Here is a 21,028-nt window from a genome sequence, read left to right on the forward strand (position 1 = left end):
TCTAGTGCCAGTCGAGATGACAGGACAGGGCCCACAGGAGGTGAATCACGAATGAACGTCAGGATTCCGGAAGGTTGACGACTCACGCGGACATGGGCCGTTGCACCCGAATCGACTGCAACAGTCCCACCGCCACCCACACCGCGAACATGGACGAACCGCCGTACGACACAAACGGCAGCGGCAGCCCCGCCACCGGCATGATCCCGAGCGTCATCCCGATGTTCTCGAAGGACTGGAAGGCGAACCAGGCGATGATCCCGGCGGCGACGACCGTGCCGTACAGCTCGGTCGTCTCACGGGCGATCCGGCAGGCCCGCCACAGCACCACGCCCAGCAGCAGGATGATCAGGCCGCCGCCGACGAAGCCCAGCTCCTCCCCCGCCACCGTGAACACGAAGTCGGTCTGCTGCTCCGGCACGAACTGGCCGGTGGTCTGCGAGCCGTGGAACAGGCCCGAGCCCGTCAGTCCGCCCGAACCGATCGCGATACGGGCCTGGTTGGTGTTGTAGCCGACACCCGCCGGGTCCAGCTCCGGGTTGGCGAAGGCGGCGAAGCGGTTGATCTGGTACTCGTCGAGTACGCCCAGCTGCCAGACCGCGATCGCGCCCGCGACGCCGACACCGATCAGCCCGAAGATCCAGCGGTTGGAGGCGCCGGAGGCGAGCAGCACGCCCAGCACGATGATCACCATGACCATGACCGAGCCGAGGTCGGGCATGAGCAGCACGACCAGTATCGGCACCGTGGCCAGGCCGAGCGCCTGCAGGACCGTGCGATGGTCCGGGTACTGCTTGTCGCCCGCGTCCACCCGTGCCGCCAGCAGCATCGCCATGCCCAGGATGATCGTGACCTTCACGAACTCCGAGGGCTGGAGTGAGAAGCCGCCGCCGATGATGATCCAGGCATGCGCGCCGTTGATGGTCGCGCCGAGCGGGGTGAGCACCAGCAGCACCAGGAACACCGAGAGGCCGTACAGGATCGGCACGGCCGTGCGCAGGGTGCGGTGGCCGAGCCAGACCGTGCCGATCATCAGGCCGAAGCCGATGCCGGTGTTGAGCAGATGCCGGATCAGGAAGTAGTACGGGTCGCCCTCGTTGAGCTCGGTGCGGTTGCGGGTCGCCGAGTAGACGAGGGCCGAGCCGATCAGGGACAGCGCGATGGCGGACAGCAGTATCGGCCAGTCGAGCCGCCGCGCGAGGGAGTCACGGGCGAACAGCCGGGTCCAGCCCGCCCGCTGGGGCCCGTACCCGGAGACGGAGAAGCTGTTGCCGGTCATGTACGCCTCCTGCGACGGCTGCTCCCCCTGCGGGCCCTGCGGGTGTCACGGTTGCCCGTCGCCGGCGTCTGCACCGCCGCCGGCGTCTGCACCGCCGCCGGCTGCTGGGTCGGCTCCGACTCGGCCTCCCCCTGCTGGCTGGCCCGCTGCTCCTTGGCCGGGTCCCCCTTGACCTTGGGCGCGGTGATGGAGCCGTCCGTCTTGATCTTCGGCAGGCTCTTCTGCGGCGTGGGCAGCAGGGCGTTCTCCGGGTTGATCTCGCCGTCGTCGGAGACGCCGTACAGCGCGTCGTAGATGTTGCGCACGGCCGGGCCCGAGGCGCCGGAACCCGTACCACCCTGCGAGATGTTCATGACGACCGTGTAGTCCTCGGTGTACGTCGCGAACCACGAGGTCGTCTGCTTGCCGTAGACCTCGGCGGTACCGGTCTTGGCGTGCATCGGGATCTCCTCCTGCGGCCAGCCGTCCTGTGCGAACCGCCAGGCGGCGGTACCGCGGGTGGCGACGCCGGCCAGGGCCTCGTCCATCTCGGCGAGGGTCTTCTTGCTGACCGGCAGCTTGCCGTGCGAGGTGGGCTCGATCTCGGAGACGTTCTTGCCGTCGGCGCTGACGATCGCCTTGCCGACGGTCGGGTCGTACAGGGTGCCGCCGTTGGCGATGGCCCCGTAGACGGTGGCCATCTGGATGGGGGTCACGAGGGTGTCGCCCTGGCCGATGGAGTAGTTGATCTCGTCACCGGCGCGCATCTTGTTGCCCTCCAGGCAGTTCTCGTACGCGATCTTCTCGACGTAACTGCCGTCCTTCTTCCCCGTCTTGCACCAGGCGTCCTTGTTGGCCTCCCAGTACGACTGCTTCCACTCGCGGTCGGGGACCCGGCCGGTGACCTCGTTGGGCAGGTCGATGCCGGTCTCGGCGCCGAGGCCGAAGTCGTGGGCGGCCTGGTAGAAGTAGTCGTTCGGCTCGCCCTTCTCGGGGTTGATGCCGCCGTCCTTCTGCCACTCGCTGTGCGCGAGCCGGTAGAAGACGGTGTCGCAGGAGACCTCCAGGGCCCGGCCCAGGTCGATCGGGCCGTAGCTCTGCGACTCGAAGTTCTGGAAGACCTGGCCGCCGACCGAGTAGGAACTGGAGCAGTCGTAGTTGCCGTTGAACGGGTAACCCGCCTCGACCGCGGCGGCCGTGGAGACCACCTTGAAGATCGAGCCGGGCGCGGACTGACCCTGTATCGCCCTGTTCAGCAGCGGGTAGTTGGAGTCCTTGCCGGTGAGCTGGGCGTAGTCGCCGGCGGAGATACCGCCGACCCAGGCGTTCGGGTCGTACGTCGGGTTGGACGCCATGGCGACGACGCGGCCGGTCTTGGCCTCCATCACGACGACGGAACCGGAGTCCGCCTTGTAGTTCTCGCCGGTGTTGTCGTCGTACTGCTTGCGGGCGGCCTTCATCGCCTCGTTCAGCTCGTACTCGGCGACCCGCTGCACGCGGGCGTCTATGCTGGTCACGAGGTTGTCGCCGGGCTGGGCCGGGTCGGCCTCGGCCTCGCCGATGACCCGGCCGAGGTTGTCGACCTCGTAGCGGGTGACGCCGGCCTTGCCGCGCAGCTGCTTGTCGTACTCGCGCTCCAGGCCCGAGCGGCCGACCTGGTCGGAGCGGAGATAGGGCGAGTCGGTGTCCTGCGCCTTGGTGATCTCCTCGTCGGTGACCGGGGAGAGATAGCCGAGGACCTGCGCGGTGTTGGCGCCGCCGGGGCTGGTGTACCGGCGTACGGCCTGCGGCTCGGCGGTGATGCCGGGGAAGTCCTCGGCACGCTCGCGGATCTGCAGCGCCTGGCGGGGCGTGGCCTCGTCGGTGACGGGGATCGGCTGGTACGGCGAGCCGTTCCAGCAGGGCTGCGGCGTCTGGGCGTCGCACAGCCGGACCTTGTCCATGACCTCCTTGGGCTTCATGCCCAGCACGCCCGCGAGCTTGGTGAGGACGGCCTCGCCGTCGTCCGCCATCTTCAGCAGCTCGGTGCGCGAGGCGGACACCACGAGCCGGGTCTCGTTGTCCGCGATCGGGACGCCGCGCGCGTCCAGGATCGAGCCGCGTACGGCGGGCTCGACGACCTGCTGGACATGGTTGCCGGACGCCTCCCTGGCGTAGGCGTCGCCCTCGCGGATCTGCAGGTACCACAGGCGTCCGCCGAGGGTGCCGAGCAGGGAGAGGACGAGGATCTGGATGACGACGAGCCGGATCTGCACACGTGGCGTCCGTCCGGTCTCCGGGATATTGGTCACTGCTGCTGCCTCCCCCTCTCAGTGCGTGTACGAGGTGTTCATATACGACGGACCTGTGTGCGTCGGCGCCAACTCGCGTCGGATCACAGCCGCTTGACCCCCTTGATGCGTCCGGCACGGGCGGTCCGCGCCCGGGCCGCCCGCACCTTGAGGCCGCCTCGCTGGCCGCCGATCCGCAGACCGGTGCCGGAGGAGAGCCAGCCGCCGGAGATGTCGGCGGACTTGGCGGCCGAGTTGGTCTCGGCGAGCGGGTCGTTCTCCGCGCGCCGGGCCAGCGCCATGATCCCGGGGACGACGAACGGGGCGAGCAGCAGGTCGTACAGGGCGGCCGTGAACAGCAGGTTACCGAGGCCGACATGGCGGGCGGCGGTGTCGCCGACGAGGGCGCCGACTCCGGCGTACAGCAGGGTGGAGCCGATCGCGGCGGCGACGACCACGACCATGGGTCCGGTGGCCGACTTCAGCCGGCCGTTCTCCGGTTTGACGAGCCCGGCGAGATAGCCGATGACACACAGCACCAGGGCGTAGCGGCCGGCGGCGTGGTCGGCGGGCGGGGCGAGGTCGGCGAGGAGACCGGCGCCGAAGCCGACGAGGGCGCCGCCGACATGGCCGTACACCAGGGCCAGGCCCAGGACGGTGAGCAGCAGCAGGTCGGGGACGGCGCCCGGGAGTTGGAGGCGGGCCAGGACGCTCACCTGGAGCACCAGGGCGACGACGACCAGCGAGGAGGAGAGCAGGATCCGGTTGACGCGCATAAGGGACTCAGCTCCTACTGCTCTTGCTCTGACTGGCCGTCGAGGGGCGCTTCGGCGGACGGCGTGACCGTCACCGTCACGGTAGGCGTGGGGGTGGGCTCCGGCTTGTCCGGCAGCACCGTGTCGCGCGGATCCTGCTTCGGGGCCTCGACGACGACGCCGACGATGTCGAGCTTGGTGAAGCTGACATACGGCGTGACGGACAGCGTGCGGGTCAGGTCGCCGCCGGAGGGGTCGACGCGGGAGACCACGCCGACCGGCACGCCGGGCACGAACGGCCTGTCGGCCTGCGAGCCGAAGGTGACCAGCCGGTCGCCCTCCTTCACCTCGGCCTTGCCGTTGAGCAGTTCGACGCGCAGCGGACGGTCGCCCTGCCCGGAGGCGAAGCCCAGCTCGTCGCTGGCCTCCATCCGGGTGCCGACGGTGAAGTCGGGGTCGTTGGCGAGCAGGACGGTCGCGGTGTTGGGGCCGACGGTCGTCACCCGCCCGACCAGGCCGTCGCCGTTGAGGACGGTCATGTCGCGCTTGATGCCGTCGCTGGCGCCGGCGTTGATGGTGATGGTCCAGGAGAAGCCCTGGGCCGCTCCTATGGCGATGACCTCGGCGCCCTTGATGCCGTACTGGCCCTCGCCCGCGACGTTCAGCAGCTGGTTGAGCTGGGCCAGTCGGCTGCGGTTGCGGTCGTCGCTGCCGAGTTCCGCCTTGAGGGCCGCGTTCTCCCTCTCCAGCTCGGCGAGCCGGTCGTGCCGGTCGCCGGAGTCACGGACCGCGGAGATCGCGTTGCCGACCGGATCGACCGCGCCCGCCACGCCGTCCTCGATCGGGCCGAACACGGTAGCCGCCGCCTGGCGGGCGCCGTCGACCGGTGAATCCTCCCCGCCGCGGATGTCCACCGTGATCAGTGCGAACGCGATGGCGATCAGCAGCACCAGGAGCAGCCGGCTCTCTTTCGTGTCCCTCACGTGCGGCGGCCGTGCCTTCCCTCTAGGAATGTGCAGGTGTTGAACAGCAGCGTTTATGGGTGAGCTTATGTCTCTATATCAACGATCCGCCGTACAAGAAGAGATCGTCTCGTACGGCGGAATCGAAGAGTTACGTCATCGGCGGGGCTGGGCGTCGAGCACCTGCTGCAACGCCTCGAACTCCTCGACACACTTGCCGGAACCGAGCGCCACGCTGTCCAGCGGATCCTCGGCGATATGGATCGGCATCCCGGTCTCCCGGCGCAGCCGCTCGTCGAGGCCGCGCAGCAGCGCACCCCCGCCGGTCAGAACGATTCCGCGGTCCATGATGTCGCCGGACAGCTCCGGCGGGCATTTGTCGAGGGTCGTCTTCACGGCGTCGACGATGGCGTTGACCGGCTCCTCGATCGCCTTGCGCACTTCGGCGGCCGAGATGACGACGGTCTTGGGCAGCCCGGAGACGAGGTCCCGGCCGCGGATTTCCGTGTGTTCGTCGGCGTCGAGGTCGTACGCGGAACCGATCGTGATCTTGATCTGCTCGGCCGTCCGCTCACCCAGCAGAAGCGAGTACTCCTTCTTGATGTGCTGGATGATCGCGTTGTCCAGTTCGTCACCGGCGACGCGGATGGACTGGGCGGTGACGATGCCGCCGAGGGAGATGACCGCGACCTCCGTGGTGCCGCCGCCGATGTCCACCACCATGTTGCCCGTGGCCTCGTGGACCGGCAGGCCGGAGCCGATCGCCGCGGCCATGGGCTCCTCGATGATGTGCACCTGGCGGGCGCCGGCCTGGGACGACGCCTCGATGACGGCACGGCGCTCGACGCCCGTGATGCCGGAGGGCACGCAGACGACGACCCGCGGACGAGCCAGATACCGCCGCTTGTGGATCTTCAGGATGAAGTAGCGGAGCATCCGCTCGGTGATCTCGAAGTCGGCGATCACGCCGTCCTTCAGCGGACGTACGGCAACGATGTTGCCGGGCGTGCGCCCGATCATCTTCTTCGCTTCGGCACCGACCGCGAGAATGCCACCGGTATTGGTGTTGATCGCGACCACGGACGGCTCGTTGAGTACGATCCCGCGACCCCTGACGTACACCAGCGTGTTGGCGGTCCCGAGGTCGACAGCCATGTCACGGCCGATGAACGACATTGAGTTCCCCATCAGGATTCGTCTGGCCTTCCCACAGAGCTTTTGAGGGCTTTTCAGGTTGGCGAAGTGGGTGCTGTGACGTGAAGGCTTCCATCGTAGACGTGCCTTCCCGAACACTGCGCGAGGGTCTTCGCCATTGTCAGCAGATGATGAGCCGCCTCGCTGCCTCAGACGGTCCATCGGGGGCTCTCGTTCCCCCGATCGGCACGCATATGCCGGAGGACGGCCGAAAATAACCGGCCGTCCCAGGTCAAACAGGGTGACACGAGGGACCTGACGGCCCATCAAATGAAGGCTCGGTGACGCGCGGGCCTACGGTCAGGCGCGGCCCGGAAAGAAGATCTTCACCTCACGCTCGGCGGACTCCTCGGAGTCGGAGGCGTGGATCAGGTTCTCCCGGACGATCACGCCGTAGTCACCGCGGATCGAACCGGGCGCGGCGGCGATCGGGTCGGTGGGACCGGCCAGGGCACGCAGCCCCTCGATGACCCGCTCACCCTCGACGATCAAGGCCACGACCGGGCCGGAGGCCATGAACTCCACCAGCGGCTCGTAGAAGGGCTTGCCCTTGTGCTCGCCGTAGTGCTGCTCCAGGGTCTCCTCGTCCAGGGTGCGCAGCTCCAGCGCGGTGATCCGCCAGCCCGCCTTGCGCTCGATACGGCTGATGATCTCGCCGGTCAGGCCACGACGTACGGCGTCGGGCTTGAGGAGGACGAGGGTGCGCTGGGTCACGAGCGAGCTCCTTTGAATCAAAGGTGGTGCGGGGTGGTGATGAGGCTACAGGGCCTGACTGGGTGCTGGTTACGCAGCGTCAGGCTGATCCGCCTGGCCGGCCGCGAATCTGGCCTTCGCCTCGTCGATCTTCTGTCCGTAGTGCACCGACGCCCACCACAGGGCCGCGAAGATCGCACCCAGGAAGAACATGGACGGCACGATGAGACCGGAGGCGACGAGGGCGATCTGCAGGGCCCAGCCGAGGGCGACGCCGCCGGGCCGGGTCACCAGGCCGCACAGCACCAGGCACAGGAACATCGCGATGCCGCTGACCGTCCACACCGTGGACATGGACAGGTCGTCGTCCTTCATCGCGACCAGACCGGCGAAGCCGATGATGAACAGCTCGCCGATCAACGTCGAGGAACAGAGCGTACGCATGCCTGGATTCAGCCCTTCCCCAGCAGCAGCCGGGCCTCGCCGACGGTGATGACGGAACCGGTGACGAGCACACCGCCGCCCGCGAACTCGCCCTCCTCCTCGGCCAGCGTGATCGCGGCCTCCAAAGCGTCCGGCAGCCGCGGCTCGACCTGCACGCGCTCCTCCCCGAAGACCTCGACGGCGATCGCGGCCAGTTCGTCGGCGTCCATGGCGCGATGGCTGGAGTTCTGCGTGACGACGACCTCGGCGAAGATCGGCTCGAAGGCCTCAAGCAGCCCCCGTACGTTCTTGTCCCCGCTGGCCCCGACCACGCCGATCAGCCTGCTGAAGTCGAATGCCTCCCCGATCGCCTCCGCGGTGGCGCGGGCGCCCGCCGGGTTGTGGGCGGCGTCCAGGACGACGGTCGGGGAACGGCGTACCACCTCGACCCGCCCCGGAGAGGCGACGGAGGCGAACGCCTTGCGGACGTGGTCGATGTCGAGCGGGTCGGGACGCCGGGCACCCACGCCGAAGAACGCCTCGACGGCGGCGAGCGCCACGGCCGCGTTGTGCGCCTGGTAGGGGCCGTGCAGCGGCAGATACACCTCGGGGTACTCACCGCCCAGCCCGCGCAGGGTGACCAGCTGCCCGCCGACGGCGACCTGCCGCGAGACCACCCCGAACTCAAGCCCCTCGCGGGCCACCGTGGCGTCGACCTCGACGGCCTTCTTCAGCATCACCTGGGCCGCCTCGACGGGCTGCTGCGCCAGGATGACCGTCGCGTCCTGCTTGATGATCCCGGACTTCTCACCGGCGATCGCGGCGGGCGTCTCACCGAGCCGGTCGGTGTGATCGAGGTCGATGGGGGTGACGACGGCGACGTCCCCGTCGATCACGTTGGTGGCGTCCCAGGAGCCCCCCATCCCCACCTCCACCACGGCCACATCCACGGGCGCGTCCGCGAAGGCGGCGTACGCCATGCCCGTCAGCACCTCGAAGAACGACAGCCGGAACTCCTGCTGGGCGTCGACCATCTCGACGTACGGCTTGATGTCCCGGTACGTCTCGATGAACCGCTCGGCGGCGACCGGCGCACCGTCCAGGCTGATCCGCTCGGTGATCGACTGCACATGCGGGCTCGTGTACCGGCCGGTGCGCAGCTCGAAGGCGCCGAGCAGGGCCTCGACCATGCGGGCGGTGGAGGTCTTGCCGTTGGTGCCGGTGATGTGGATCGAGGGGTACGAGCGCTGCGGCTCGCCCAGGACGTCCATGAGTGCGGCGATCCTGGTGACCGAGGGCTCCAGCTTGGTCTCGCCCCAACGGGTCGCCAGCTCCGCCTCGACCTCCCGGAGGGCCTTGTCGACCTCGGGGTCCTGGGGGCGCGTGGGCACGCCGGCCTGCGGCTGTCCGCCCTGGGTGCGCAGGGTGCGGCTGCCTGCCTCGATCACCGCGAGGTCGGGGTCGCGGTCGGTCTCGGTGGCGATGATCTCGTCGAAGGAGTCGAGGGGGTCGCTGTCACTCACGGGGTCAGTCTACGGACGGGGACTGACAGCATGCCTACGGAGTGGGGTGCCTTGTGTCATCGGGCGGGTGCGGGCTGTTTGTGGCTGGTCGCGCAGTTCCCCGCGCCCCTGAGGTGCTGTAGGCCCCCGGTCCCCAACAGCACCGGAGGCCTACAGCGACGTAGAAGCCCTTACGCGGGCGGCAGACGATCCAGCTGCGTCTTGATCCGCGCGATGTCCTCGTCCGCCTTGGCAAGCCTCACCCGGATCTTCTCCACGACATGATCCGGCGCCTTCACCAGGAACGCCTCATTGACGAGCTTGGCGTTCGCCTGGGCCTTCTCCTTCTCGGCCGCCGCCAGATCCTTCGCGAGCCGCTTCCGCTCCGCCGCCACATCGATCGCGCCGGAGAGATCGAGCGCGACCTCCGCCCCCGCGACCGGCAGCGTCGCCGTCGCCGAGAAGCCCTCGCCCTCGGGCTGGAAGCGCAGCAGCTGGCGGATGGCCGGCTCGTGCGGGCCGAGCGGGGTGCCGGCCAGGTTCAGACGGGCCGGCACCCGCTGGCCGGTCTGGACGCCCTGCTCGTGACGGAAGCGGCGGACCTCGACCACGACCTCCTGAAGCGCCCTGATCTCCCGCTCGGCCGCCGGGTCCCTGAAGCCGCTGTCGCCCGGCCAGTCGGCGACGACCACCGACTCACCGCCGGTCAGCCTCGTCCACAGCGCCTCCGTCACGAACGGAACGACCGGGTGCAGCAGCCTCAGTGTGACGTCCAGGACCTCACCCAGGACGCGCTTCGAGACCTCCGCGGCCACGCCGCCCGCCGCGAACGTCGTCTTGGACAGCTCCACGTACCAGTCGAAGACCTCGTCCCACGCGAAGTGGAAAAGGGCGTCCGACAACTTGGCGAACTGGAAGTCCTCGTAGTACCCGTCGACCTCCGCGACGGTCTCGCCCAGCCGGGAGAGGATCCAGCGGTCCGGCGCCGACATCTGCGACGGGTCCGGCAGCGGGCCCTCGACCGTCGCGCCGTTCATCAGCGCGAAGCGCGTCGCGTTCCAGATCTTGTTGGCGAAGTTGCGGGAGGCCTGGACCCAGTCCTCGCCGATCGGGACGTCGATCCCGGGGTTGGCACCGCGGACGAGCGTGAAGCGGAGGGCGTCGCTGCCGTACTCGTCCATCCAGTCCAGCGGGTTGACCGCGTTGCCGAAGGACTTCGACATCTTCTTGCCGAACTGGTCGCGGACCATTCCGTGCAGGGCGATGGTGTGGAACGGCGGGGTGCCGTCCATCGCGTACAGGCCGAACATCATCATCCGGGCGACCCAGAAGAAGAGGATGTCGTAACCGGTGACGAGGACGGAGTTCGGGTAGAACTTCGCGAGCGACTCGGTCTGTTCGGGCCAGCCGAGGGTGGAGAAGGGCCACAGGCCGGAGGAGAACCAGGTGTCGAGGACGTCGCTGTCCTGGTGCCAGCCCTCGCCGGTCGGGGTCTCGTCGTCCGGGCCGACGCAGACGACTTCACCGTTCGGTCCGTACCAGACCGGGATCCGGTGGCCCCACCACAACTGCCGTGAAATACACCAGTCGTGGAGGTTGTCGACCCAGTCGAAGTACCGCTTCTCCATCTCCTGCGGGTGGATCTTGACGCGGCCGTCGCGGACCGCGTCACCGGCGGCCTTGGCGAGCGGGCCGACCTTGACCCACCACTGCATGGACAGGCGCGGCTCGATCGTGGTCTTGCAGCGCGAGCAGTGGCCGACGGAGTGGACGTACGGCCGCTTCTCGGCGACGATCCGGCCCTCGGCGCGCAGCGCGGCGACGATGGCGGAGCGTGCCTCCAGGCGGTCCAAGCCCTGGAAGGGGCCGTGGGCGGTGATGACGGCGTGCTCGTCCATGATCGTGACCGCGGGCAGGTCGTGCCGCTGGCCGATCTCGAAGTCGTTCGGGTCGTGGGCCGGGGTGACCTTGACGGCGCCCGTGCCGAACTCGGGGTCGACATGCTCGTCGGCGACGACCGGGATGGAACGGTCGGTCAGCGGTAGCTTGATGAGCTTGCCGACCAGGTGCTTGTACCGCTCGTCCTCGGGGTGAACGGCGACGGCCGTGTCGCCGAGCATGGTCTCGGCGCGGGTGGTGGCGACGACGATCGTGTCGTCCCCCTCCCCGTACTTCATGGAGACCAACTCGCCGTCGTCGTCCTGGTATTCGACCTCGATGTCGGAGATGGCGGTCAGGCACCGGGGGCACCAGTTGATGATGCGCTCGGCCCGGTAGATCAACTCGTCGTCGTAGAGCCGCTTGAAGATGGTCTGAACGGCCTGGGACAGGCCCTCGTCCATGGTGAAGCGCTCACGCGACCAGGCGACACCGTCACCGAGCCGCCGCATCTGTCCGCTGATCTGCCCGCCGGACTCGGCCTTCCACTGCCAGACCCGCTCGACGAAAGCCTCACGGCCGAGGTCGTGCCGGGACTTGCCCTCCTTGCCCAGCTCGCGCTCGACGACGTTCTGCGTCGCGATGCCCGCGTGGTCCATACCGGGCTGCCACAGGGTCTCGTAACCCTGCATGCGCTTGCGACGGGTGAGAGCGTCGATGAGGGTGTGCTCGAAGGCATGCCCGAGGTGCAGCGAGCCCGTGACGTTCGGCGGTGGGATGACGATCGTGTACGGCGGCTTGTCGCTCTTCTCGTCCGCCTCGAAGTAACCCCGATCTACCCAGCGCTCGTACAGCGGCCCCTCTACATCGGCCGGCGCGTACTGGGTCGGCAGTTCGGTGTCGGGCGCTGGTGGCTGCTGCTGAGCGTTCTCGGTCACCCGCTCAGTTTAGGGGTGTCGCGGGCGTGTCCCGAAACGCGTTTGTTCTGTAACACTGCGCACCCCGACGCCATGAGTTCCCTGTGCCTCGGCCAGGATGTCAGGAACACATAAGCATTCTGGAGGGGAACCCAGAGATGAGCTACAACCAGCCGGGCCCGTACGACGGGCAGCCCCAGCAGCCCGGACCGTACGGCCAGCCAGGTCCGTACGGCCAGCAGCCGCAGGCCCCCCAGCCCGGCTATGGCTACCCCCAGCAGCCTCCTCAGGGAGTCCCGCCCCAGACCCCTCAGCCCCCTCCCTACGGCCAGCAGCCGCCCTACGGCGGACAGCCTCCCTACGGCCAACAGCCCCCGTACGGCCAGGCTCCGTACGGCCAGGCTCCGTACGGCCAAGCCCCCTACGGCATGCCCCAGCCGCCCGCTCCGAACAGTGGCGGCGGCAAGCGGATCGGCATCGTCATCGGCTCCGTGGCCGTCGTGGCGGCGATCGGTGTCGCCGCGTACTTCGCGATCGGCGGGAGCAGAGGCGCGGGCGGCATCGAGGACGACGGCGCGCACAAGCTGACGGCGCCGGAGACGGTGCTCAGCGAGTACAAGCTGTTCACCCAGGACTCCGAGGGCTCCGGCACGGACACGGCGGAGGACCTGGCGAAGAGCGGCGTCGAGAACGGCACCGCGGTGTCCGGGATCTACTCGACGGCGGACCTGAGCGACTACGACCCCAGCGACCCCTCCACCGCGCCCGACCCCAGTGAGCTCGCGACGGCCAAGGGCATCACCTACATCGGCGCCTACGGTGAGATCGCCGATCCCGAGGCGTCCCTGGACGAGTTCTTCGCACTGATCAAGGAGGAGGCCCAGGAGGGCTCCTCGTCCTCGGACAGCACCGCCGCCCCGGAGACCGAGATGGTCGGCGAGCCCGAAGAGGTCGACATCGACGGTGCGGTGATGAAGTGCCAGGCGGCCAAGGGCACCGACCCGGCCACGCAGAAGCAGAAGACCGACTGGTTCTGCGCCTGGGCGGACTACAGCACCATGGCCATGGTCTCCCCCGGTGACACCACCAAGGACATGGCGAAGGACGTCGCCGCCGACATCACCGCCAAGCTCCGCGACGAGATCCGCGTGAAGGCCTGACGCCGCGAGCGCCCGTCGACGAGCGCCAAGGGGCCCCGGTCGGCTGACCGGGGCCCCTTGCCTTGTGCGTGCGCGGCGGCTACGCCGACTTCTGCTCGCCCGAACCCCGCCCCCGCGCGTCCCGCGGGATCAGCGTCGGGTTCACGTTCGAGTGGACGACCTCGGCGGTGATGACGACGCGGGCGACGTCCTTGCGCGAGGGGATCTCGTACATCACGCCCTGGAGGACTTCCTCCATGATGGCGCGCAGGCCACGGGCGCCGGTCTGGCGGAGGATGGCCTGGTCGGCGATGGCTTCGAGGGCCTCGCGTTCGAAGTCGAGTTCCACGCCGTCGAGTTCGAAGAGGCGCTGGTACTGCTTCACCAGGGCGTTGCGCGGCTCGACGAGGATCTGGAGCAGGGCCTCGCGGTCCAGGTTGTGGACGCTCGTGATGACGGGGAGGCGGCCGATGAACTCGGGGATCATGCCGAACTTGACCAGGTCCTCCGGCATGACGTCCTCGAACTGGTCCTTGGCCTCCAGCTCCCGCTTCGAGCGGATCGTCGCGCCGAAGCCGATGCCCTTCGCGCCCGCCCGGGACTCGATGATCTTCTCCAGACCGGCGAAGGCGCCGCCCACGATGAACAGGACGTTCGTCGTGTCGATCTGGATGAACTCCTGGTGGGGGTGTTTACGGCCGCCCTGGGGCGGCACCGAGGCCGTCGTGCCTTCGAGGATCTTCAGCAGCGCCTGCTGGACGCCCTCGCCGCTCACATCGCGGGTGATCGACGGGTTTTCGCTCTTTCGGGCCACCTTGTCGATCTCGTCGATGTAGATGATCCCGGTCTCGGCCTTCTTGACGTCGTAGTCGGCCGCCTGGATGAGCTTCAGCAGGATGTTCTCGACGTCCTCGCCGACGTATCCCGCCTCCGTCAGCGCTGTCGCGTCGGCGATGGCGAAGGGGACGTTGAGCATGCGAGCGAGGGTCTGGGCCAGCAGGGTCTTGCCGGAGCCCGTGGGGCCGAGCAGCAGGATGTTGGACTTCGCCAACTCGATGGCGTCGTCGCGGCCTTGGGCGCCGCCGTTCTCACCGGCCTGGACGCGCTTGTAGTGGTTGTACACCGCGACTGAGAGCGCCTTCTTGGCGGCTTCCTGGCCGACCACATAGCCTTCGAGGAACTCGTAGATCTCGCGCGGCTTGGGGAGTTCCTCCCAGCGGACCTCGCTGGTCTCCGCGAGTTCTTCCTCGATGATCTCGTTGCAGAGATCGATGCACTCGTCGCAGATGTACACACCGGGGCCTGCGATGAGCTTCTTGACCTGCTTCTGGCTCTTGCCGCAGAACGAGCACTTGAGCAGATCGCCGCCGTCACCGATGCGTGCCACGGTGTGCTTCCCCTTCGCCTGGGAGACGCCTGGACCCTTTCGGATCCAGCGGCTCCTGGTGCTGCCTTATGTCCGACGGTACCTTGCCGGGGCCCTCGTTCGGGCCCCCCTTGGCACGGTTCACTTCGACGCGCACTTTGTCGTGCACAGTGCCGAACCGTGCCAGGGAGCGGCAGACGATACAGCCTTCCGCGTCAGCGGACGGCTTCGTTGTTCATCTTCCGGGTCGAGATGATCTGATCGATCAGGCCGTACGACAGCGCGTCCTCGGCCGTGAGGATCTTGTCGCGCTCGATGTCCTCGCGGATCTTCTCGATCGGCGTGGTGGAGTGCTTGGCCAGCATCTCCTCCAGCTGCGAGCGCATCCGGAGGATTTCGTTCGCGGCGATCTCCAGGTCGGAGACCTGACCGCGGCCCGTCTCGCTGTAGGGCTGGTGGATCAGCACGCGCGCGTTCGGCAGGGCCATGCGCTTGCCGGGTGTGCCGGCGGCCAGCAGAACGGCCGCGGCGGAGGCCGCCTGGCCCATGCAGACCGTCTGGATGTCCGGCTTCACGAACTGCATCGTGTCGTAGATCGCCGTCAGCGCCGTGAAGGAACCACCGGGGCTGTTGATGTAGACCGAGATGTCCCGGTCGGGGTCCATCGACTCCAGGCACAGCAGCTGCGCCATGACGTCGTTGGCGGAGGCGTCGTCGATCTGCACGCCGAGGAAGATCACGCGCTCCTCGAAGAGCTTCGCGTACGGGTCGTACTCGCGGATGCCCTGCGAGGTGCGCTCGACGAAGCGGGGGATGACGTACCGGGACTCGGCGACGGGCACCGTGCTCTCGGCGCGTGCGCGGTCGTACAGGCCGCTGCCGGGGAAGTCGTTCACTGTCTGTCTCCTAGAAGGGCTGAGGCGGTCGGCTTGGGGCTGCTGTGCGGGGCCGCTACGGGCCCCATAAGGGCTGTACGGGCCCCTCGGGGGCTTTACCCCTCGGGGGCATCAGGCCCCGGTGCCGCCGCCGCCCGGCAAGCTCGCGGCGTGGGTGATGACATCGTCGATGAGGCCGTACTCCTTGGCCTCGTCGGCGTCGAACCAGCGGTCCCGGTCGGAGTCACGGGTGATCTGCTCGATGCTCTGGCCGGTGTGGAAGGCCGTCAGCTCGGCCATGCGCTTCTTGGTGTGCAGCAGCCGCTCGGCGTGGATCTTGATGTCGGAGGCCGAGCCCGCGAGTCCCGCGGACGGCTGGTGGATCAGGATCTCCGCGTTCGGCAGCGCGAAGCGCTTGCCCGGTGTACCCGCGCTGAGGAGGAACTGACCCATGGAGGCGGCGAGGCCCATCGCGATCGTCACCACGTCGTTCTTGATGAACTGCATGGTGTCGTAGATCGCCATGCCGGCCGTGATCGAGCCGCCGGGGCTGTTGATGTACAGATTGATGTCCTTGTCCGGATCCGCGGCAAGGAGCAGCAGCTGCGCGGTGATCTTGTTGGCGATATCGTCGTCCACCGGCTGGCCGAGGAAGATGATCCGCTCGTTGAGCAGCCGGTTGTAGACCTGGTCGCCGAGGCCACCGATGGAAGGCTCGCCGGCGGCGGTAGGCATCAGATTCGTCACGTATCCACCTGCTCGTCTTACGACGGCGCCGGGCCGTCTTCACGTATCCCTGCGGGGCTGGAGCCGGGTCGGGAACTCCACTCCCCTCGTATTCATGGACCCTAACGCGCTGGTCCCTCCGGGGAATCCCGGAGTGAGGGCTGTTCGCCGGGGGCGTAGCGCTGTGGGGGCTTCGGGCGCGTCGACGAGCATGGAGGACCCCCGTCGCGGCGGAGCCGCATATGCCACAGCCCCGCGCCCCTTGGCTGCAAGCGCGACGGGCCCCGAGAAGTCAGCGCGCCAGCGCGTCTCGGGGCCCGTCCTACGTCCGTCAGGCGTGCCGTGCGGCTCAGCCCTCGGTCTTCTCCTCGGCCGGAGCCTCGGCCGTCTCCGTGGCCTGCTCGGCCCCAGCCTCAGCCTCAGCCTCAGCCTCGTCCTCGTCCTCGTCCTCGTCCTCCAGGTCGATGATCTCGCCGTTGGTGTCCTTGACCGTGGCCTTCTCGACCACGACGGCCAGGGCCTTGCCGCGGGCGACCTCGCCGACCAGGAGCGGAACCTGGCCTCCCTCGACGACGGCCTGGGCGAACTGGTCGGGGGACATGCCCGAGGAGGCGGCGCGGCGCATGAGGTGCTCGGTGAGCTCCTCCTGGTTGACGTTGAGCTTCTCCTGCTTGACGAGCGCGTCGAGCACGAACTGGGTCTTGATGCCCTTGATCGCTGCTTCGCGGGTCTCGGTCTCGAACTCTTCCTCGGTCTTGCCCTGGATCTCCAGGTACTTCGCGAGGTCGAGGCCCATCTGGCCGAGCTGGTGGTGCTCCAGGTTGTGCTTACGGGTGTTGATCTCGTCCTCAAGCAGCTTCTCGGGGACGGGCACCTCGACCAGCTCCAGCAGCTTCTCCAGGACACGCTCCTGGGCCTGCGTGGCCTGGTCGTACTGCTTCATGTTCTCAAGGCGCTTGCGGCTGTCGGCCTTGAGCTCGTCGAGGGTGTCGAACTCGGAGGCGAGCTGCGCGAAGTCGTCGTCCAGCTCCGGGAGTTCGCGCGCGGCGACCTGGGAGACCTTGACGGTGACCTCGGCCTCCTTGCCGGCCGCGGAGCCGCCCTTGAGCTCGGAGGTGAAGGTGGCCTCGCCACCGGCCTGAAGGCCCTTCACGGCGTCGTCGATGCCGTCGAGCAGCTCGCCGGAGCCGATGGTGTAGGAGACACCGCTCGCCACGCCGTCCTCAAGGACCTCGCCCTCGACCTTGGCCTCCAGGTCGATGGTGACCACGTCGCCGTCCTCGGCGGCCCGCTCGACCGGGGAGGTGGAGGCGAAGCGCTCACGGAGCTGCTCGACGGACTGCTCGATGTCGTCGTCCGTCACCTCGACGGCGTCGACCTCGACCTCGATGCCGGAGAAGTCCGGGATCTCCAGGGCCGGGCGGACGTCGACCTCGGCGGTGAAGTTCAGCGTCTCGCCGTCCTTCAGCTCCGTGATGTCGACCTCGGGCTGGCCCAGGACGTCGATCTCGGCCTCGTTGACCGCGTCGGTGTAGAACTTCGGCAGCGCGTCGTTGACGGCCTCCTCCAGAACCGCACCGCGGCCGAACCGCTGGTCGATGATGCGGGCCGGGATCTTGCCCTTGCGGAAGCCCTTCACCGTGACCTGCTGGTTGATCTTCTTGTACGCCGCGTCGAGGCTGTCCTTGAGCTCCTCGAAGGGCACCTCGACAGTGAGCCGAACCCGGGTCGGGTTCAGGGTCTCCACGGCGCTCTTCACGGTTCGGTCTCCTTGTGGCTGACTTCTTGGTTTCTGCCGGAGCCAGACTGGTCCGGCGGATTCGCCGCCCGGAGGGCTTCAGTGTTCTTCACCGAGGTTCCAGTGTTCTTCACTGCTGAGGCACACGGGCGCGCAGCTTGCATAGTAACCGCAGCCGCCGAGCCCCCCAAAAGGCGATCATGCGACGTGATCGGTGCCGATCGAAGTACGTGGTCGGGGTGGCGGGATTTGAACCCACGGCCTTCCGCTCCCAAAGCGGACGCGCTACCAAGCTGCGCCACACCCCGTCTGGTGCGACACGTAGGGTACATGCCCGCAGGCAGTGCGGCTCCCGCAATTACGGGGTGTGCGGCAAGGGCCCCGGACCCGCTACGATGCCTGCAGTGCCGCGGCCATCCGACCTGCGGCACCTGCGTGCGGGCGTAGCTCAATGGTAGAGCCCTAGTCTTCCAAACTAGCTACGCGGGTTCGATTCCCGTCGCCCGCTCTGAACGACTCAGGGCCAGGTCGGAGGATGATTCCTCCGCCTGGCCCTGATCGCTTCAGGGGCTCCGATCGGTCCGCCGCACCCCCCGCGCGCCCCTGGGCCGGCGCGGCGACCCGAAACACCTAGTCCAGGACAACGGTCAAGACGGTGAAAGCCACCGGCGCGGCCAACACCAAGAGCTCCGAGTACCACCGGGGCTGTCCCGCCCGGCCTGGGACGAACCGCTCGTGATCCACCAAGGGCTCGTTGCCGAGTAATACACGTCCAACCGGTCACCGGTCTCGATCAAGGGAGCCCTGGTGTCGAGAAGCACGTTGCCGGTGAGCGTCCGGCCGACTTCGGTGGTGTACTTGACGACGGCCGATGACGGCTTGGACACGCCCGGTTTGAAAACCCGCTCTTCCACAACGGCAGTGGTGCGGCGTCGCGTTCGCCAAAACTCACGATCTTTGCGCACGCCCCACAGAAGCCACGGACACCCGAAGACGCTCACGATCGCGCACCCCTGCAGCAGCGCTCCAAGACCCCAGCATGTGCTGCCCTCGGCTCGATCCTCCAACGCGCACATCCTGGCGCGAGCAAGACGGCCACCACCATGGAGGAAGCGGGGCAGAGAGCGACGCGTACTCCCGCATGCCCGGGGTCGATTCCCGTCGCCCGCTCTGTAAGGGCCCGGTTCCGCGGAATCGGGCCTTTTTGCATGTCTCGGGTCGCGTACGTCGGCGTCGGAGAAGGAGCGGACGCCGGACGCGACGTACAGGGCGTGGCCGACGGAGTTCGTCCGCGTCGGCCAGCCATGTCGCCGAAAGCCGGGTCCTGCCCGGCGATCCGTGCCGAGGTCAGCCGGTCAGAACTGGATGTCGCTGATGGTCGCGGCTACGTCGTCCAGGAAGTTCTGAATGTCGTCGGCGCTGGCGGTCGAGGCCAGGAAGAAGCCGAAGAGGAGCGCGACGAGCGCGGGACCCGTCTTGATACTCCCCGACCGGATCATCACCACCAGAACGATCCCCAAAAGCAGCACCACTGACAGTGAAATGGCCACAGCTGATCACACCCTCGGTCGGTTGCACTCTCCCGGCCTGGGGTGCAGCCCCGGCACCCCCGCCAGAACCATCGTGCCACCAACAGCGCCCCGGTATGCGGTCCGTGACGTATCGTCCGCCACACCCCTATCCGACAAGTCCGGATCCGTCCGTACGAACTCACACCTCTGTCACAGGTTGCGACACAATTCACCGGTCAACTCCGCAAGGAATTCGGCCGGTTCGTTTCGTTGTCCACACAACGCGTTCGCAGGGAATTCGATTTCCTGCACGCAAAGGCAGCGGAAGCGGACATTGCGGCGCCCCGGAGAAGCGGATCACTGTGTTCACCGTCACCCTGTCCGCCAGGCCGACTTCCGGGTAACACGGCTGGTCGCGCCGGGAAAGCGGGAATGACGTCCGGGTTTTACGAGGGCCCACAGGAAACGCTAGGGTGCCTCAGATGTTCCACGCTGCCACGTCCTCCACCAGCGGTCACAACCGAGCGCCGCTCCCGCCGAATCAGTCCCCGGCACCGGGAGCGCCGAGTGCGGGAGGACCGCGGAGACAGCAGAAACAGCAGCGCGACGCTTTCTTCGACAACGCCAAGTATCTGGCGATCGTGCTCGTGGCGATCGGCCACTCCTGGGAACCGCTCAAGGGCGACAGCCGGATCCTGGAAGCCGCTTACTCGGTCGTGTACGCGTTCCACATGCCGGCCTTCATCGTCATCTCCGGCTTTTTCTCCCGCAGTTTCGACATGCGCCCGGACCGGCTGAAGCGGCTGATCACCGGTGTGGCGGTGCCGTACATTCTCTTCGAGGCGGCCTATCCGCTGTTCAAGCGTGTCGTCGCCGGCGATCCCGGCCAGGAGGTCAGTCTTCTCGACCCCTGGTATCTGACCTGGTTCCTGTGCGCGCTGTTCGTCTGGCGGCTGACCACCCCGATCTGGAAGCTGGTGCGCCGGCCGCTGCCGGTCGCGCTCGGCATCGCCATGCTGGCGTCGGTGAGCCCGGAGATCGGCAACGACCTCGATCTGCAGCGGGTGTTGCAGTTCCTGCCGTACTTCGTGCTGGGGCTGTGCATGAAGGCCGAGCACTTCCAGCTGGTGCGCCGGCGTTCGGTGCGGATCGCGTCCGTTCCGGTGTTCGCGGCGGCGCTGGTGGTCGGCTGGTGGGCGGTGCCGCGGATGAACACCGCGTGGTTCTACCACCGTGACGCCGCGCAGAACCTGGGTGCGCCCTGGTGGGCCGGGCCGGTGATGGTGCTCACGATGTTCGGCTGCTCGATGCTGCTGACCGCCTGCTTCTTCGCCTGGGTGCCGCGCCGCCACATGTGGTTCACGGCGCTCGGCGCGGGCACGCTGTACGGCTATCTGCTGCACGGATTCCTGGTCAAGGCCGGTGACTACCAGGGCTGGTTCGACCACGCCTGGCTGCACCGGCCGCTCGGCGAGATCTTCGTGTCCGTCCTCGCGGCGGCCGCCGTGACCCTGCTCTGCACTGCACCGGTGCGACGGGTCTTCCGGTTCGCCATGGAGCCGAAGATGGAGTGGGCGTTCAAGCGGGACGCGGCCGAGCTGGCCCGGGAACGCCACCGTGAGAAGGCTGCGGCCGTGGGCTGACGACGCCTGCCGGGGTACGACGGACGGCCCGTCGGCGGGTACGGGCCATCCGTCCGCGGTTGTTCGCGCCCACCCGGCGGAGCCGCGTGTCGGCTCCCTCCCGCGCCCCTAGGGTCGAACGCCACCGCGACAAAGCCGCGGCCGTCGGCTGACGACGCCTGCCGGGGTGCCACGAACA

Annotated in this window: 16 protein-coding genes and 2 tRNA genes; 3 read left to right on the forward strand and 15 right to left on the reverse strand. The window is 68.0% G+C overall.

The genetic code is table 11. The features are described from left to right. Positions 1–82: 82 nt before the first annotated feature. From rodA to GFH49_RS25535, 9 genes are all read right to left on the reverse strand, one after another. The gene (gene rodA, locus GFH49_RS25495) at positions 83–1,279 is read right to left on the reverse strand and encodes a rod shape-determining protein RodA (RefSeq protein WP_155058430.1); all 1,197 of its coding nucleotides are present in this window, start codon (positions 1,277–1,279) and stop codon (positions 83–85) included. Then, complete coding sequence (gene mrdA / locus GFH49_RS25500) at positions 1,276–3,549, reverse strand: penicillin-binding protein 2 (RefSeq protein WP_155058431.1); 2,274 nt, start codon at positions 3,547–3,549, stop codon at positions 1,276–1,278. The genes rodA and mrdA overlap by 4 nt, the downstream gene beginning before the upstream one ends. A gap of 83 nt (positions 3,550–3,632) precedes the next feature. Further along, positions 3,633–4,304 (reverse strand): rod shape-determining protein MreD, encoded by a 672-nt coding sequence (gene mreD / locus GFH49_RS25505; protein WP_155058432.1) that lies wholly within the window; start codon positions 4,302–4,304, stop codon positions 3,633–3,635. A 14-nt stretch (positions 4,305–4,318) separates the two neighbouring features. Further along, positions 4,319–5,266: a rod shape-determining protein MreC gene (mreC, locus tag GFH49_RS25510; protein WP_155058433.1), complete on the reverse strand. Its 948-nt coding sequence runs from the start codon at positions 5,264–5,266 to the stop codon at positions 4,319–4,321. 135 nt (positions 5,267–5,401) lie between these two features. Next, complete coding sequence (locus tag GFH49_RS25515; RefSeq protein WP_004931372.1) at positions 5,402–6,421, reverse strand: rod shape-determining protein; 1,020 nt, start codon at positions 6,419–6,421, stop codon at positions 5,402–5,404. A 318-nt stretch (positions 6,422–6,739) separates the two neighbouring features. Beyond that, positions 6,740–7,153, reverse strand: a complete 414-nt coding sequence (gene ndk / locus GFH49_RS25520; RefSeq protein WP_155058434.1) for a nucleoside-diphosphate kinase — start codon at positions 7,151–7,153, stop codon at positions 6,740–6,742. Between the two features lie 69 nt (positions 7,154–7,222). Continuing rightward, entirely contained in the window at positions 7,223–7,576 is a 354-nt protein-coding gene (locus GFH49_RS25525) for a DUF4233 domain-containing protein (RefSeq protein WP_155058435.1), read from the reverse strand. Positions 7,577–7,584: 8 nt separating this feature from the next. Continuing rightward, entirely contained in the window at positions 7,585–9,078 is a 1,494-nt protein-coding gene (folC, locus tag GFH49_RS25530) for a bifunctional tetrahydrofolate synthase/dihydrofolate synthase (RefSeq protein ID WP_155058436.1), read from the reverse strand. A 170-nt stretch (positions 9,079–9,248) separates the two neighbouring features. After that, a complete protein-coding gene (locus GFH49_RS25535) occupies positions 9,249–11,873 on the reverse strand; it encodes a valine--tRNA ligase (protein WP_155058437.1) in 2,625 nt (874 codons plus the stop codon). Between the two features lie 137 nt (positions 11,874–12,010). Here GFH49_RS25535 and GFH49_RS25540 point away from each other — a divergent pair, with 137 nt between their 5' ends. Continuing rightward, positions 12,011–13,012 carry a hypothetical protein gene (locus tag GFH49_RS25540; protein WP_155058438.1) on the forward strand — a complete coding sequence of 334 codons (1,002 nt, stop codon included), beginning with the start codon at positions 12,011–12,013 and terminating at the stop codon, positions 13,010–13,012. 79 nt (positions 13,013–13,091) lie between these two features. On the opposite strand, the gene clpX is transcribed toward GFH49_RS25540, so the two are convergent. From clpX to GFH49_RS25565, 5 genes are all read right to left on the reverse strand, one after another. Beyond that, positions 13,092–14,378 carry an ATP-dependent Clp protease ATP-binding subunit ClpX gene (clpX, locus tag GFH49_RS25545; protein ID WP_155058439.1) on the reverse strand — a complete coding sequence of 429 codons (1,287 nt, stop codon included), beginning with the start codon at positions 14,376–14,378 and terminating at the stop codon, positions 13,092–13,094. A gap of 194 nt (positions 14,379–14,572) precedes the next feature. Continuing rightward, the gene (locus GFH49_RS25550; RefSeq protein ID WP_155058440.1) at positions 14,573–15,253 is read right to left on the reverse strand and encodes an ATP-dependent Clp protease proteolytic subunit; all 681 of its coding nucleotides are present in this window, start codon (positions 15,251–15,253) and stop codon (positions 14,573–14,575) included. A gap of 111 nt (positions 15,254–15,364) precedes the next feature. Continuing rightward, positions 15,365–15,979 (reverse strand): ATP-dependent Clp protease proteolytic subunit, encoded by a 615-nt coding sequence (locus tag GFH49_RS25555; protein ID WP_328288290.1) that lies wholly within the window; start codon positions 15,977–15,979, stop codon positions 15,365–15,367. 328 nt (positions 15,980–16,307) lie between these two features. Then, the gene (gene tig, locus GFH49_RS25560) at positions 16,308–17,717 is read right to left on the reverse strand and encodes a trigger factor (RefSeq protein ID WP_155058441.1); all 1,410 of its coding nucleotides are present in this window, start codon (positions 17,715–17,717) and stop codon (positions 16,308–16,310) included. 210 nt (positions 17,718–17,927) lie between these two features. Continuing rightward, positions 17,928–18,004, reverse strand: a tRNA-Pro gene (locus GFH49_RS25565). Positions 18,005–18,133: 129 nt separating this feature from the next. On the opposite strand from GFH49_RS25565, the gene GFH49_RS25570 reads away from it, so the two are divergent. Further along, positions 18,134–18,204, forward strand: a tRNA-Gly gene (locus tag GFH49_RS25570). 847 nt (positions 18,205–19,051) lie between these two features. Here the strand turns inward: GFH49_RS25570 and GFH49_RS25575 are convergent. After that, a complete protein-coding gene (locus GFH49_RS25575) occupies positions 19,052–19,246 on the reverse strand; it encodes a hypothetical protein (RefSeq protein WP_155058442.1) in 195 nt (64 codons plus the stop codon). A gap of 443 nt (positions 19,247–19,689) precedes the next feature. Between GFH49_RS25575 and GFH49_RS25580 the strand changes: the two genes are divergently transcribed. After that, the gene (locus tag GFH49_RS25580; RefSeq protein ID WP_155058443.1) at positions 19,690–20,850 is read left to right on the forward strand and encodes an acyltransferase family protein; all 1,161 of its coding nucleotides are present in this window, start codon (positions 19,690–19,692) and stop codon (positions 20,848–20,850) included. Positions 20,851–21,028 lie beyond the last annotated feature (178 nt).

It is taken from the genome of Streptomyces blattellae (assembly GCF_009709555.1).
Taxonomy (GTDB): domain Bacteria; phylum Actinomycetota; class Actinomycetes; order Streptomycetales; family Streptomycetaceae; genus Streptomyces; species Streptomyces blattellae.